19 protein-coding genes are annotated in these 12076 nt (G+C 67.9%); 14 read left to right on the top strand and 5 right to left on the bottom strand.

Features of this window, described 5'->3' with window-relative positions; all coding sequences use genetic code 11:
- The 7 genes from DBR10_RS02585 to DBR10_RS02555 all read left to right on the top strand — a co-directional run.
- Positions 1-502 (top strand): Spy/CpxP family protein refolding chaperone (locus DBR10_RS02585; RefSeq protein ID WP_108556121.1); only part of this gene is annotated, 502 nt, incomplete at its 5' end.
- Positions 503-554: 52 nt separating this feature from the next.
- Positions 555-1292 carry a heme ABC transporter permease CcmC gene (gene ccmC / locus DBR10_RS02580; RefSeq protein WP_108490291.1) on the top strand — a complete coding sequence of 246 codons (738 nt, stop codon included), beginning with the start codon at positions 555-557 and terminating at the stop codon, positions 1290-1292.
- A 13-nt stretch (positions 1293-1305) separates the two neighbouring features.
- Positions 1306-1485 (top strand): heme exporter protein CcmD, encoded by a 180-nt coding sequence (gene ccmD / locus DBR10_RS02575; protein WP_108490290.1) that lies wholly within the window; start codon positions 1306-1308, stop codon positions 1483-1485.
- Positions 1482-1994, top strand: a complete 513-nt coding sequence (locus tag DBR10_RS02570; RefSeq protein ID WP_108490289.1) for a DsbE family thiol:disulfide interchange protein — start codon at positions 1482-1484, stop codon at positions 1992-1994. Before ccmD ends, DBR10_RS02570 begins: the two co-directional genes overlap by 4 nt.
- A 167-nt stretch (positions 1995-2161) precedes the next feature.
- Positions 2162-2440 (top strand): hypothetical protein, encoded by a 279-nt coding sequence (locus DBR10_RS02565; RefSeq protein ID WP_108506026.1) that lies wholly within the window; start codon positions 2162-2164, stop codon positions 2438-2440.
- 58 nt (positions 2441-2498) lie between these two features.
- Positions 2499-2750 (top strand): type II toxin-antitoxin system Phd/YefM family antitoxin, encoded by a 252-nt coding sequence (locus tag DBR10_RS02560; protein WP_199223626.1) that lies wholly within the window; start codon positions 2499-2501, stop codon positions 2748-2750.
- Positions 2747-3169 (top strand): type II toxin-antitoxin system VapC family toxin, encoded by a 423-nt coding sequence (locus DBR10_RS02555; RefSeq protein ID WP_108506028.1) that lies wholly within the window; start codon positions 2747-2749, stop codon positions 3167-3169. The genes DBR10_RS02560 and DBR10_RS02555 overlap by 4 nt, the downstream gene beginning before the upstream one ends.
- A 27-nt stretch (positions 3170-3196) precedes the next feature.
- Here DBR10_RS02555 and DBR10_RS02550 read toward each other — a convergent pair whose 3' ends face one another.
- The 3 genes from DBR10_RS02550 to ftsY all read right to left on the bottom strand — a co-directional run bounded on the left by DBR10_RS02550 (position 3197) and on the right by ftsY (position 5395).
- Positions 3197-3748, bottom strand: coding sequence for a MarR family winged helix-turn-helix transcriptional regulator (locus DBR10_RS02550; RefSeq protein WP_108506029.1), 552 nt, complete (start codon positions 3746-3748; stop codon positions 3197-3199).
- A 103-nt stretch (positions 3749-3851) separates the two neighbouring features.
- Positions 3852-4451: an inner membrane-spanning protein YciB gene (locus DBR10_RS02545; RefSeq protein WP_108506030.1), complete on the bottom strand. Its 600-nt coding sequence runs from the start codon at positions 4449-4451 to the stop codon at positions 3852-3854.
- The gene (gene ftsY / locus DBR10_RS02540) at positions 4448-5395 is read right to left on the bottom strand and encodes a signal recognition particle-docking protein FtsY (protein ID WP_108506031.1); all 948 of its coding nucleotides are present in this window, start codon (positions 5393-5395) and stop codon (positions 4448-4450) included. The genes DBR10_RS02545 and ftsY overlap by 4 nt, the downstream gene beginning before the upstream one ends.
- 91 nt (positions 5396-5486) lie before the next feature.
- Between ftsY and DBR10_RS02535 the strand changes: the two genes are divergently transcribed.
- On the top strand, positions 5487-6140 hold the full coding sequence (locus DBR10_RS02535) for a trimeric intracellular cation channel family protein (RefSeq protein ID WP_108506032.1): 654 nt from the start codon (positions 5487-5489) through the stop codon (positions 6138-6140).
- 28 nt (positions 6141-6168) lie between these two features.
- Here DBR10_RS02535 and DBR10_RS02530 read toward each other — a convergent pair whose 3' ends face one another.
- Both DBR10_RS02530 and DBR10_RS02525 read right to left on the bottom strand, forming a co-directional pair.
- On the bottom strand, positions 6169-6873 hold the full coding sequence (locus tag DBR10_RS02530) for a glutathione S-transferase N-terminal domain-containing protein (RefSeq protein WP_108506033.1): 705 nt from the start codon (positions 6871-6873) through the stop codon (positions 6169-6171).
- A gap of 67 nt (positions 6874-6940) precedes the next feature.
- The gene (locus DBR10_RS02525) at positions 6941-7795 is read right to left on the bottom strand and encodes an ATP-grasp domain-containing protein (protein WP_108489935.1); all 855 of its coding nucleotides are present in this window, start codon (positions 7793-7795) and stop codon (positions 6941-6943) included.
- 126 nt (positions 7796-7921) lie between these two features.
- Here DBR10_RS02525 and DBR10_RS02520 point away from each other — a divergent pair, with 126 nt between their 5' ends.
- Genes DBR10_RS02520 through DBR10_RS02495 form a run of 6 tightly spaced genes read left to right on the top strand, consistent with a single transcriptional unit; the run spans position 7922 to position 11989 of the window.
- The gene (locus tag DBR10_RS02520) at positions 7922-8911 is read left to right on the top strand and encodes an adenosine kinase (RefSeq protein ID WP_108489936.1); all 990 of its coding nucleotides are present in this window, start codon (positions 7922-7924) and stop codon (positions 8909-8911) included.
- Positions 8912-8920: 9 nt separating this feature from the next.
- Positions 8921-9511: an imidazoleglycerol-phosphate dehydratase HisB gene (gene hisB, locus DBR10_RS02515; RefSeq protein WP_108506034.1), complete on the top strand. Its 591-nt coding sequence runs from the start codon at positions 8921-8923 to the stop codon at positions 9509-9511.
- A gap of 12 nt (positions 9512-9523) precedes the next feature.
- The gene (gene hisH / locus DBR10_RS02510; protein ID WP_108489559.1) at positions 9524-10165 is read left to right on the top strand and encodes an imidazole glycerol phosphate synthase subunit HisH; all 642 of its coding nucleotides are present in this window, start codon (positions 9524-9526) and stop codon (positions 10163-10165) included.
- A complete protein-coding gene (hisA, locus tag DBR10_RS02505; protein WP_199223628.1) occupies positions 10153-10887 on the top strand; it encodes a 1-(5-phosphoribosyl)-5-[(5-phosphoribosylamino)methylideneamino]imidazole-4-carboxamide isomerase in 735 nt (244 codons plus the stop codon). Before hisH ends, hisA begins: the two co-directional genes overlap by 13 nt.
- The gene (gene hisF / locus DBR10_RS02500; RefSeq protein WP_108506035.1) at positions 10887-11669 is read left to right on the top strand and encodes an imidazole glycerol phosphate synthase subunit HisF; all 783 of its coding nucleotides are present in this window, start codon (positions 10887-10889) and stop codon (positions 11667-11669) included. Before hisA ends, hisF begins: the two co-directional genes overlap by 1 nt.
- Positions 11666-11989: a phosphoribosyl-ATP diphosphatase gene (locus tag DBR10_RS02495; RefSeq protein WP_108506036.1), complete on the top strand. Its 324-nt coding sequence runs from the start codon at positions 11666-11668 to the stop codon at positions 11987-11989. Before hisF ends, DBR10_RS02495 begins: the two co-directional genes overlap by 4 nt.
- The last annotated feature ends 87 nt before the right edge of the window (positions 11990-12076 follow it).

Genomic DNA, 12076 nt, shown 5'->3' with positions numbered 1-12076 from the left:
CACCATGGCATGGCCGCCGATGCCGCCCATGGAAGCCATGATGGCCGGCGGCCATGCCATGGTGATGATGGGGCGGATGGGTGGTCACGGCGATCCGGCCGCCCACGCGCAGCATCTGCGCGACGTGCTGCAGCTGCGTCCGGACCAGGACAGCGCCCTGAAGTCCTATCTCGACGCGACCGGTCCCGGCGCGATGAAGGACGCCATGAAGCCCGACGATATGGACGATGACGGCGATGACCGTCTGACCACACCCGAGCGCCTTGACCGCCAGGCCCAGCACATGACCCGGATGGCCGAAACCTTCCAGAAGCGCGCCGCCGCGACCAAGGCCTTCTACGCCGCCCTGTCGCCCGCCCAGCAGAAGGCTTTCGACGCTCTCGGTCCGGAAATGGGGGGACCCCGCATGATGGTCCGGCGCATCGAAGCCCGCCAGGACGGCCACCCGATGGGCGAGCGCAGGGAAGAGCGGACCGTGATCATCAAGCGCAAGCCGAGCTGATCAGGGTTGATACGCATTGCGGGCGTTCATCGGGAGCTCTAATCAGCACTTCATGGACGCCCGACACCCGCTTGATTTCCTGACCAATCCGGAACGCTTCATGGCGTTCTCGCGCTGGGCCGCACCGATGTTCGGGGCCATTGCCGGCGTGCTGGGCCTGGTCGGTCTGTACCTGACCTTTGCCGCCCCCGAGGACTACCAGCAGCACGATACCGTGCGGATGATGTTCATCCACGTGCCGGCCGCCGTGATGAGCATGCTCATCTATCTGTTCCTGGGCATCGCCAGCCTGCTGGCCCTGATCTTCCGCCACGCCCTGGCCGATGCCGCCGCCCAGGCCTGCGCGCCGCTGGGCGCGGTGTTCACAGCCCTCGCCCTGGTCACCGGCTCGCTGTGGGGCAAGCCCATGTGGGGCACCTGGTGGCAGTGGGACGCCCGCATGACCTCGGTGCTGGTGCTGTTCCTGTTCTATCTGGGCTATCTGGCCCTGCGCTCGGCCCTTGAGGACGAGCAGAAGGCGGCCCGCGCCGCCGCCATCCTGGCCCTGGTCGGGCTGATCAACCTGCCGGTCGTCAAGTTCTCGGTCGAGTGGTGGAACACCCTGCACCAGGGGTCCTCGACCCTGTTTGCGGCCCCGGAAAACCGCCTGCCGGCCGTCTATCTGTGGCCCTGGGCCCTGATGACCCTGGCCTATCTGTCGGCCTTCGGGTCGCTGTGGCTGGTGCGGATCCGCGCGCTCGTCCGGCGGCGCAAGGCCCGGGCCCTGGCCCTGCGTCTGGCCGAGCGCTGAAGAGGGCGCTGACATGCATCTGGATTTCGACGCCGGAAAATATGCGGTCTACATGTGGCCGGCCTTCGGGATCTCGGTCCTGGCCTTTGCCTGGATGATCGGTGACAGCCTGGCCAGGGCCCGTCACTGGAAGCGGGAACTGGAGCGCCTGCAGGCCGAGGTCAAGGCCGGGGCCGGGGAGCCTAAAGCGTGAAGCGCTGGCTGGCCTTCTCGCCGCTGATCGTCCTGGCCCTGCTGGCCGTGCTGTTCGCCGGCTATGCCCTGAAGCGCGACCCCAGGGTCTCGCCCCACGCCATGGTCGGCAAGCCGATGCCGGCCCTGACCCTGCCCGACCTCGACAGCGGCCAGCCGCAAGCCCTGAAAAGCCTGGCCGGCGGCCCGGTGCTGGTCAACTTCTTCGCCTCCTGGTGCGCCCCCTGCGAGATCGAGCATCCGCAACTGATGGCGCTGAAGGCCCAGGGCGTGACCGTGATCGGTGTCGCCTACAAGGATGCGCCGGCCAATACCCAGGCCTTCCTGACCCGGCTGGGCGATCCGTTCGCCGCCCGCCTTGTCGACCGCGACGGCCGGGCCGGGCTGGAGTTCGGCGTCACCGGGGTGCCCGAGACGTTTCTGATCGGCGCCGACGGCATGATCCTGGCCAAGCACACCGGTCCCCTGACCCCGGATGCGGCTGAAAACCTGCTGGCCAAGGCGCGATAGAAGCTGTGATCCCGGCCCAGCACGACGCGCGCCCAGCCGGGACCACCGGAAGCTCAGCGCCTGGAATGACCGTTTTCAAGGTGCGCCGTCGGGTCGCAGCCTCACGGCGTTAACCCACCGCTAACCCTGCTCGCACACTCTCCGTTAACCATGTTAGACGTCGAGTCATGAGCACTGTTCGCCCCGCAGGCTGGCCCAATGTTCCGGCCAGGACGACCGCGACGCCCGCGTCTGGCGGCGGCGCGGCGACGCGCTCGGCCTTCTTCCAGGCGGCACTCGGCGATGCGGCGGCGGCTCGCCCGGCCCAGGCGGCGGCCTCGGTGCAGATGCAGGCCCAGACCCAGGCGCAACCCCAGCGCCAGCCGCCGGCCCGCCCCTTCGTCCAGCCCGAAGCCCAGCCGCAGAAGATCCTGCGCCCGGGCTCGCTGCTGAATATCGTGGTTTAACGGCCAAACTTGCTGCCTTCCAGTTTATGGCTATAGTTATAGCCATAGTGGGGTGCCCATGAGCCGCTACAGTGTCGCCGATGCCAAGAATGGTCTGCCGTCCCTGATCGACCGCGCGCTTGACGGGGAAGAGGTAATCATCACGCGCCATGGCAAGGCCGTCGCTGAGCTTCGGCCGATGCTGCCCTCCAGCCCCCGCCCAACACCGGCAACCTATGACTGGCTCAAGGCCCGGCGCAAGATCCGCAAGCCTGTCAGCGTCAGCGCGGTGGACCTTCTGAACCAACTCTATGAGGACCCGGAGACTTGAGCGTCTATCTGGACGCCAGTGTCATCCTGCCGGTCCTGATCGAGGAACCCGCCAGCGCCCTGGTGGACCGGTTCATCGAGGGCCTGACAGAGCAGCCGATCATCAGCGAGTTTGCGGCGGCCGAGGTGGCGTCAGCCCTCTCGCGCCTGGTGCGGACCCGCCTGATGGACGCCGCAGACGCCGCCGAACGCCTCGCCGATCTCGACGCCTGGCGTGCCCATGCCCGGGATGTCGACGTGCAGCCGGCGGATATCCGCCTGGCTCATGTCTTCGTAAGGCGCTTTGATCTGACGCTACGCGCGCCCGATGCCCTGCATGCGGCCATCTGTCGGCGCGGCGAGCATCTGCTGGTCACCCTGGACCGCCGCCTTGCGCTCGCGGCGGCGGACCTTGGTGTGGCGGTCAGACTTCTGGACTGAGCCTGACCTACACAGCACAGAGCAAGTTCAGGCCGCCTTCTTGGCGGCCTTGTCCTTCTTGGGCTTCTTGTCTTTCTTCGGCTTGTCGGCCTTCAGCTTCTTGACCTTGGCCGGCTCGGCCTCGGCCGGATGCAAGTCGGCGCCGGCCATATCGGACAGCAGGTCGAGGAAGCCTTCGCGCTTGCCCGGCTTGAGCAGGGCCAGGATGCGGGCATCGGCCATGGCGACCATCGGCGCGATCTCTTCCAGCATGGCCCGGCCCGAGGGCGACAGGCGCACGCTGTTGGCCCGGGCATCCTGATCGGAGCGCTGGCGCTCCAGATGGCCCTTGGCGATCATCCGGGCGACCATGTCGGCCAGGGTGGAGCGGTCGATGCCGGTGGCCTTGACCAGGGCGGTCTGGGTGACCCCCTCGTTCTCGGCGACAGCCGACAGCACGGCAAACTGGCGCTGGGTGATCCCGGCCGCGCCACATTCCTCGGCATAGATATCGAGCGCCAGCTGCAGCACCCGGTGCAGCAGGTGGCTGGGCGACCGGGCCAGAAGACCACCGCCCTTGTCGTTCCTGGTCTTGGCCATGACTCCGCCCTCGTCTGATCCGTCGACGGAGAGGGACGTAGCACCCTTACGCGTCGGTTTAACGACAATGGTCCGTGAACGGCGGAAGCCCGGCGGCCGGGCCCTAGAAGCCGGCGTCCGGCGGCTCGGCCGAGCCCGGCTCGTCGCCCTTGGCCATGTGCTTCATCATGAAGGGCAACTGGCTGAGAATGAAGATGAAGGCCAGCGGCAGCAGGCCGAGACGGAACTTGACCCAGGTATCGGTAGACTGGGTCAGACGTACCGCCTCGTTGGCGAGCGCCACCGCCGTGAAATAGAGGCCGTAGCGCAGGGTCAGGGTCCGCCAGGCCGTATCGGCCATGTGCAGGGCCTCGCCCATCAGAAGCTTCAACGGGGCGCGGCCGGTCAGCAGCCCGCCGAACAGGAAGGCGGCCAGGGACAGGTTGATCACCGTGACCTTGACCTTCAGGAAGACGTCGGAATGGAAAACCAGACCCAGGATGCCGAACACCAGGGCCATGCCGCCGAAGAACAGCGGCATCAGGGCCAGACGCCGCTCGACCGCATAGCCCACGGCCAGGGCCGCCGCCGAAGCCGCCACCAGGGCCCAGGTGGCCTTCTGGAAATCGCGGGTGATGAACCAGGTCACGCCGAAGGCGATTGTCGCGCCGTAGTCGACGACCGTCCGGACCCAGCCGGCCGACTTGGTGCTGGCCTGGCTCATGCCTCGTCCTCCAGACCGACCAGCGAGCGCGAGAAGGCGCGGGCATCGAAGGGTTGCAGGTCCTCAACCCCCTCACCCACCCCGATCAACTTGATCGGGCTGTCGCTGGCGCGGGCCACCGGCACCAGCACCCCGCCGCGCGCGGTGCCGTCCAGCTTGGTCATGACAATTCCAGACACCCCGACCTGGTTGCCGAAGATCTTTTCCTGGGCGAGCGCGTTGCGGCCCACCGTGGCGTCCAGCACCAGAAGCGTCTCGTGCGGATAATCCGGATCGACCTTCTTCACGACCCGGATGACCTTGAGCAGCTCGTCCATCAGGCCCTGCTTGTTCTGCAACCGGCCGGCGGTATCGATCAGAACCACGTCATAGTGCTCGGCCTTGGCCCGCTCAACGGCCTCATAGGCCAGGGCCGCGGCGTCGGACCCTGTGGGCTTGGACATGAAGTCGGCCCCGGCCCGGTCCGCCCAGACCTTCAGCTGTTCGACGGCGGCGGCGCGGAAGGTGTCGCCGGCGGCGATCAGGACGCGGGCCCCCTTCTCGGTCAGGTCGGCGGCGATCTTGCCCAGGGTCGTGGTCTTGCCCGAGCCGTTGACGCCGATGAACAGCACCACATAGGGACGCGGCCCCGACAGGGCGTCAAAGCGGCCCTCGCGGTCGGCGAGCTCGGCGGCGACCAGCTCGGCCAGGGCTTCCTTGACCTCGCGCTCGGTCGAGGACTTGCCAAACCGGGCCTTGCCGAACGCCTCGGTGATCCGGGCCGCGATCTGCGGGCCCAGATCGGCCTCGATCAGCATTTCTTCCAGGGCGTCGAGCTGCTCCTGGTCGAGGGGCTTCTTGGTGAAGGTCCCGGCGACCTGTTCGGTCACGGCCTTGGACGACCGGGCCAGGCCGGACGTCAGGCGCTGCAACCAGCCTTTTTTCTGCTCGGGGGTCTCGCTCATCCGCGCTCCTTTAGTCGAGCCGGCGAAAGTGTAAATCAGATATTACCGCGACAGGGTTCACGCCGGGCGCGCCGCCATGGCATCAACGCGCATGGACCCCCTGACCGATCCCCTCCAGGCCACCCTTTTCTGGCTCGACTATGCCGCCGCGGCGGTGTTCGGGGCCACCGGGGCCCTGGCTGCTGCCCGGCGCAAGCATGACATCATCACCTTCGGCTTTTTCGCCGCGATCACCGGCGTCGGGGGCGGGACCCTGCGCGATCTGCTGATCGGCGCGCCGGTGTTCTGGATCCAGCGCCCCGGCTACATCCTCGCCTGTCTGGCGGCAGCCACAGTAGTCTGGTCGCTGGGCAAGCGCGGCTGGCGGTTCTCGGCCCTGCTCTGGCTCGATGCCCTGGGCATGGCTGCCTATGCGGTGGTCGGCACCGCCAAGGCCTTGAGTCTCGGCGTGCACCCGGTCACCGCCGTGGTCATGGGCGTCCTGACCACCGCCTTCGGCGGCGTGATCCGCGATGTGCTGGCCGAAGAGCCCAACCTGCTGCTGCGCCGCGAGATCTACATCACCGCCGCCCTGCTGGGGGCCAGTGTGTTTGCCGTGCTTCAGCTGCTGGGCGTGGCCTTCTGGCCGGCGGGGCTGGCCGGCTTCGCCTCGGCGTTCGGCCTGCGGGCCTGCGCCATCGTGCTGGGCTGGAGCCTGCCCGGCTTTGCGGGCGGCGACGAACCGCCGCCCGCACCGAAGGACTAGAGCCGGTTCCCGCTATTCGGAACGCGCTCTAGGGCCTTGCGGGAATGTTGAGACCGCGCTGCACGGCCGGACGCGCCAGACAGCGCTCCAGCCAGGCCGGCACCGCCTTCAGGGCGGCATAGTCGACCAGCTCGCCGGCCTCATAGAAGCTGACCACGGCCCGCACCCAGCCGATCATCGACACATCGGCGATGGTGAAGTCCTCGCCCATCAGGAAGTCGCGGTCGGCCAGACGGCCCTCCAGCACGCCCAGCAGGCGCTTGCTTTCGGCGGCGTAGCGGTCGCGCGGACGCTTGTCCTCGATGTCCTTGCCGGCAAACTTGTGGAAGAAGCCCATCTGGCCAAACATCGGGCCGACCGCCGCCATCTGGAAGAACACCCACTGGATGGTCTCGATCCGGGCGACCGGATCGGCCGGCAGCAGCTTGCCGGTCTTTTCCGCCAGATAGAGCAGGATCGCGCCGGACTCCCACAGGCCCACGGGCTGACCGCCAGGCCCGTCCGGGTCGATGATCGCCGGGATCTTGCCGTTGGGATTGAGCGCCAGATATTCCGGGATCCAGGTTTCGTTGGCCCCGATATTGATCAGGTGCGGCTCATACGGCAGGCCGATCTCCTCCAGCATGATCGACACCTTCACCCCGTTGGGCGTGGGCAGCGAGTAGAGCTGCAGGCGATCGGGATGCTGCGCGGGCCAGCGGCTCGTGATCGGGAAGGCGGAAAGGTCGGGCATCAGCAACTCCTTCGGTTACAGGAGAGATAGGACGGCCCAGGCGGTTCTCCAGTCCCCCGCCCGGAGATTAGAGTCGGGCCGCCACCGCCGCCGCAAAGGCCGCCCCATGGTCGTGGGCATGTTCCAGAAACAGGTCCGGTTCGATGACCTCCAGCTCCATCAGCTGCGGCGTGTGGTCCAGGCCCCGGATCAGGTCGATGCGCGCATAGGTCAGGGGACGGTCGGCCGCCTCCAGCACCATCTGGGCGGCGCGCAATGCCTCCGGCTCCGGCGCGACCCCGGAAACCTGACCACCGAACTGCGGCTGGACCCGGAAATCCCCGCGCGCCGCGACCTTGGCCACGGCGTGACTGAACACCCCGTCGAAATAGAACAGCGACAGCTCGCCCTCCTCGCCGACGGCCGGCAGGAAGGGCTGGATCAGGGCCGGACCGGACGGGCCGCCCTCAAGGGCGGCATGGCGCCGGACCCGCACCGTGTCCTGCGAGCCGCCGGAGATCTGCGGCTTTACCACCAGCTCATCGACCCCGAAGGCGTCAAAGGCCGCCAGCAGGGCCTCTTCGGTCAGGCGGTCATGGGCGTGGGTCGGCACCACCGGCGCGCCCTTGCCTTCCAGCTCGACCAGATAGGTCTTGGTGGTGTTCCAGCGCAGGGTCGGGACCGGATTGAGCACCGGCACCTCGTCGGCCTCCCAGGCGTCCAGCTGAGCGAACCAGTCGGCCTGGCGCAGGTGATAGCCCCAGGCGATCGACGGCATCACCAGCTGGGCGCGGTCAGCCGCCACCGGCTCGGTCCAGGCCTGGGCCTCGACCGTCAGGCCCCGGGCCCGCAGGGGGCGGGCCAGACGCTGAAACAGCGGGTCCCAGCCGGTTGCGAACCGGGGCTCATCGGCGGCGGGGGCCAGAATAAGGATATCGGTCATGGGTTTGGGTTAGAATGCCAGGCCGGGGTCGGCAAGGCTCGCGTTGCCTTGACGGCCTGCATCCTTTACTTGCCGCCCTTCGAACCTCCGTTCCGCGCCAGCGCTTTCAAAGGCTTGTCGATCTCCATGACCGCTCTCTACGACGTCGCCGCCATCGGCAACGCCATCGTCGACGTCATTGCCCAGTGCGACGACGCCTTCCTTGAGCGCGAGGGCCTGGTGAAGGGCTCGATGGCCCTGATCGATCCGGCCCGGGCGGCCAGCCTCTACGACGTCATGGCCGCGGCCATCGAGGCCTCGGGCGGCAGCGCCGCCAATACCGTCGCCGGCGTCGCCAGCTTCGGGGGTAAGGCCGCCTTTATCGGCAAGGTCGCCGACGACCAGCTGGGTCATGTATTCCGCCATGACATGAAGGCCATCGGCTGCGCCTTCACCACCGCGCCGCTGATCGAGGGCCCGGCCACGGCCCAGTGCCTGATCAATGTCACGCCCGACGCCCAGCGCACGATGGGCACCTATCTCGGGGCCTGCGTCGAGCTGACCCCGGCCGACGTCGATCCGGCGATCATCGAGGCAGCCCGCTATTCCTATCTTGAAGGCTACCTGTTCGACCCGCCCGAAGCCCGCCGCGCCTTCGCCAAGGCCGCCGCCCTGTGTCACGGCGCGGGCCGGATGATTTCCATGACCCTCAGCGACAGCTTCATGGTCGACCGCCATCGCGGGGCGCTGCTGGGCTTCATCGAAACCCAGTGCGACATCGTCTTCGCCAATGAGGACGAGATCTGCTCGCTGTTTGAAACCCAGGACTTCGACGCCGCCGTAAAGGCCATCGCCGCCCGCAGCGAGATCGCCGCCATCACCCGGGGCGAAAAGGGCTCGGTCGTGGTCGCCGGGGGTCAGATCCACGAAATCTCGGCCTACCCGGTCGAAAAAGTCGTGGACACCACCGGCGCAGGCGACCAATACGCGGCGGGTTTCCTCTACGGCCTCTCCCAGGGTCGCCCTCTGCCGGTCTGCGGACAGCTGGGCTCCCTGGCCGCCGCCGAGGTGATCGCCCACTATGGTCCGCGTCCGCAGGTCACCCTGCGGGACCTCGCGGCCCAAAACGGACTCTGAAGGAAGACCATGGCCCGCACCGCTGAAGTGGTCCGCGAGACGAAGGAGACCCAGATCCGGGTCTGGATCGATCTCGACGGGACCGGTGTCTCGACGATCTCCACCGGCATTGGTTTCTACGACCATATGCTCGAGAGCTTCGCGCGCCATGGCGGCTTCGACCTGAAGGTCGAGACCAAGGGCGACCTGCACATCGACATGCACCACACGGTGGAAGACACCGGCATTGTGCTGGGCCTGGCCATCAACAAGGCGCTGGACGGCTTCAAGGGCATCCGGCGCTTCGGCTCGGCCTATATTCCGATGGACGAGACCCTGACGCGCTGCGCCATCGACCTGTCCAACCGGCCCTACCTGATCTGGAAGGTCGACTTCAAGCGACCCAAGGTCGGCGAGATGGACACCGAGCTCTTCAAGGAGTTCCACCACGCGTTCGCGATGAACTGCGGGGCCTGCGTCCATCTGGAGACCCTGTACGGCGACAACACCCACCATGTCGCCGAGAGCGGGTTCAAGGCCCTGGCCCGGGCATTGCGTCAGGCGGTCGAGATCGACCCCAAGACCGGCGGCCAGGCCCCCTCCACCAAGGGCGTGCTGTAGGAAGCGAATTTCATGCAGACCGTCGCCCTGATCGATTACGGGTCGGGCAACCTGCGCTCGGCCGAGAAAGCCCTGCGTGAGGCGGCCCGCCGCCACGGGATCGCTACTGACATCGTTGTCACGGCGCAGCCCGACATCGTGGCCGCCGCCGATCGCGTGGTGCTGCCCGGCGTCGGGGCCTTTGCCTCCTGCCGGGCGGGCCTAGACGCCTCGGGCGTCTATGAGGCCATGAACCAGGCCGTTCACGGCCGGGGGGCCCCGTTCCTCGGCATCTGCGTCGGCCACCAGCTGCTGGCCACCCGCGGCCTGGAGTTCGGGGTCACACCGGGCCTGGACTGGATCGCCGGAGAGGTCAGGAAACTGGCGCCGGCCGACCCGTCCCTGACCATTCCGCACATGGGCTGGAACGCGATCAGACTGACGCGTGATCACCCGCTGTTTTCTGGCGTCGCCGACGGCGCGCACATGTACTACGCCAACTCCTTCGCCCTGACGCCGTCCGATCCGGCCGATGTCCTGGCGACGACCGACCACGGCGGCCCGTTCACGGCGGCGGTGGTTCGGGACAATGTGGCCGGCGTACAGTTTCACCCCGAGAAATCTCAAGCCGCAGGGCTGTCCCTGCTCGCCAACTTTCTGGAATGGCGCCCATGATCCTCTATCCCGCCATCGACCTGAAGGACGGCCAGTGCGTGCGCCTGCTGCATGGCGACATGGACAAGGCGACGGTCTTCAACAACAGCCCTGCCGACCAGGCCGAGCGCTTCGTGAAGGACGGCTTCTCCTGGCTGCACGTCGTCGACCTGAACGGGGCCATCGAGGGCAAGTCGGTCAATACGGCCGCCGTGCAGTCGATCCTCGAGTCGATCTCCATCCCCGTCCAGCTGGGCGGCGGCATCCGCACCCTGGAGGGCGTCGAGGCCTGGATCGAGGCCGGCGTGTCGCGCGTCATCCTCGGCACCATCGCCGTGCATGATCCCGACCTCGTCCGCAAGGCCGCCCGCCTGTGGCCCGAGCAGATCGCCGTGGCCGTCGACGTGCGCGACGGCAAGGTAGCCATCGACGGCTGGACCGGCCTGTCGGACCTCGACGCCATCACCCTGGGCAAGCGCTTCGAAGACGTGGGGGTCGCCGCCCTGATCGTCACCGACATCAGCCGCGACGGGGCCCTGACCGGGGTCAATGTCGAGGGCGTGGGCGAACTGGCCGACGCCGTCTCGATCCCCGTCATCGCCTCGGGCGGCGTCGCCGCCGTGGCCGACATCGAACGCCTGAAGGCCCGCAAGGGCGTCAGGATCGCCGGAGCCATCCTGGGTCGCTCGCTCTATGCCGGCACCATCCAGCCGGCCGAGGCCCTGACGGTGGCGGCCGCCTGATGCTGAAGACCCGGATCATTCCCTGCCTCGACGTGAAGGACGGGCGGGTGGTCAAGGGCGTCAATTTCGTGGCCCTGCGCGACGCCGGCGATCCGGTGGAGCAGGCCCGCGCCTATGACGCGGCCGGGGCCGATGAGCTGATGTTCCTCGACATCACCGCCTCCAGCGAGGGTCGCGGCCTGATCCTCGATGTCATCGCCCGCACGGCCGAGGTCTGTTTCATGCCGGTCTCGGTCGGCGGCGGCGTCCGCCAGGTCTCCGACATGCGCCGCCTGCTGCTGGCCGGAGCCGACAAGGTCTCGACCAATACCGCCGCCGTCGAAAACCCCGACCTGATCGCCGCCGGGGCCGACGCCTTCGGGGCCCAGTGCGTGGTGGTGGCCATCGATGCCAAGCTGCGCGAGGACGGCTCCGGCTGGAACGTCTGGACCTATGGCGGCCGCAAGGACACCGGTCTCGATGTCGTCGACTGGGCAGCAAAAGTCGTCGAACGCGGCGCCGGCGAGATCCTGCTGACCTCGATGGACCGCGACGGGGCCAAGATCGGCTACGACATCCCGCTGCTGAAGGCCGTGACCGGCGCCGTGAATGTGCCGGTGATCGCCTCGGGCGGTGCGGGCAAGACCGAACACCTCGTCGAAGCCGCCCGCGACGGCCACGCCGCCGCCGTGCTGGCCGCCTCGATCTTCCACTTCGGCGAAATCAGCATCGGGGAGGCCAAGCGGGCCATGGCCGAGGCGGGCATTCCTGTGCGCCTCGACGACCTGAAGGGCGCGGCATGAGCCGGCTGTTCGAAACCCTCGAGCGCCTGGCCGCCACGATCGACAGCCGCAAGGGCGGCGATCCGGCCGCGTCCTACACCGCAAAGCTGCTGGCCGATCCTGCGCTGGCCGCCAAGAAGCTGGGCGAAGAAGCCGTCGAGACCGTGATCGCCGCCGTGGCCCAGGGTCCCGATGAGATCGCCGCCGAGAGCGCCGACCTGCTCTATCACTGGCTGGTCCTTCTGGCGGCCTCGGGCGTCTCGCTCGACGCCGTGGCCGACAAGCTGGCGGCCCGCGAGGGGACTTCGGGCCTCGCCGAGAAGGCTGCGCGGTCCAAATAGGCCTGCAAGCCATTGCGGCCACCCGCGCCTTCGTCATTCCCGCCCTTGTGGCGGGAACCCCTGTAACGGTCGCAGGTGCAGCAGGGG

It is taken from the genome of Caulobacter sp. HMWF025 (genome assembly GCF_003060965.1).
Taxonomy (GTDB): Bacteria; Pseudomonadota; Alphaproteobacteria; order Caulobacterales; family Caulobacteraceae; genus Caulobacter.
Note: the sequence above shows the minus strand (reverse complement) of the source record. Positions and strands in the feature narration are given on the sequence as shown.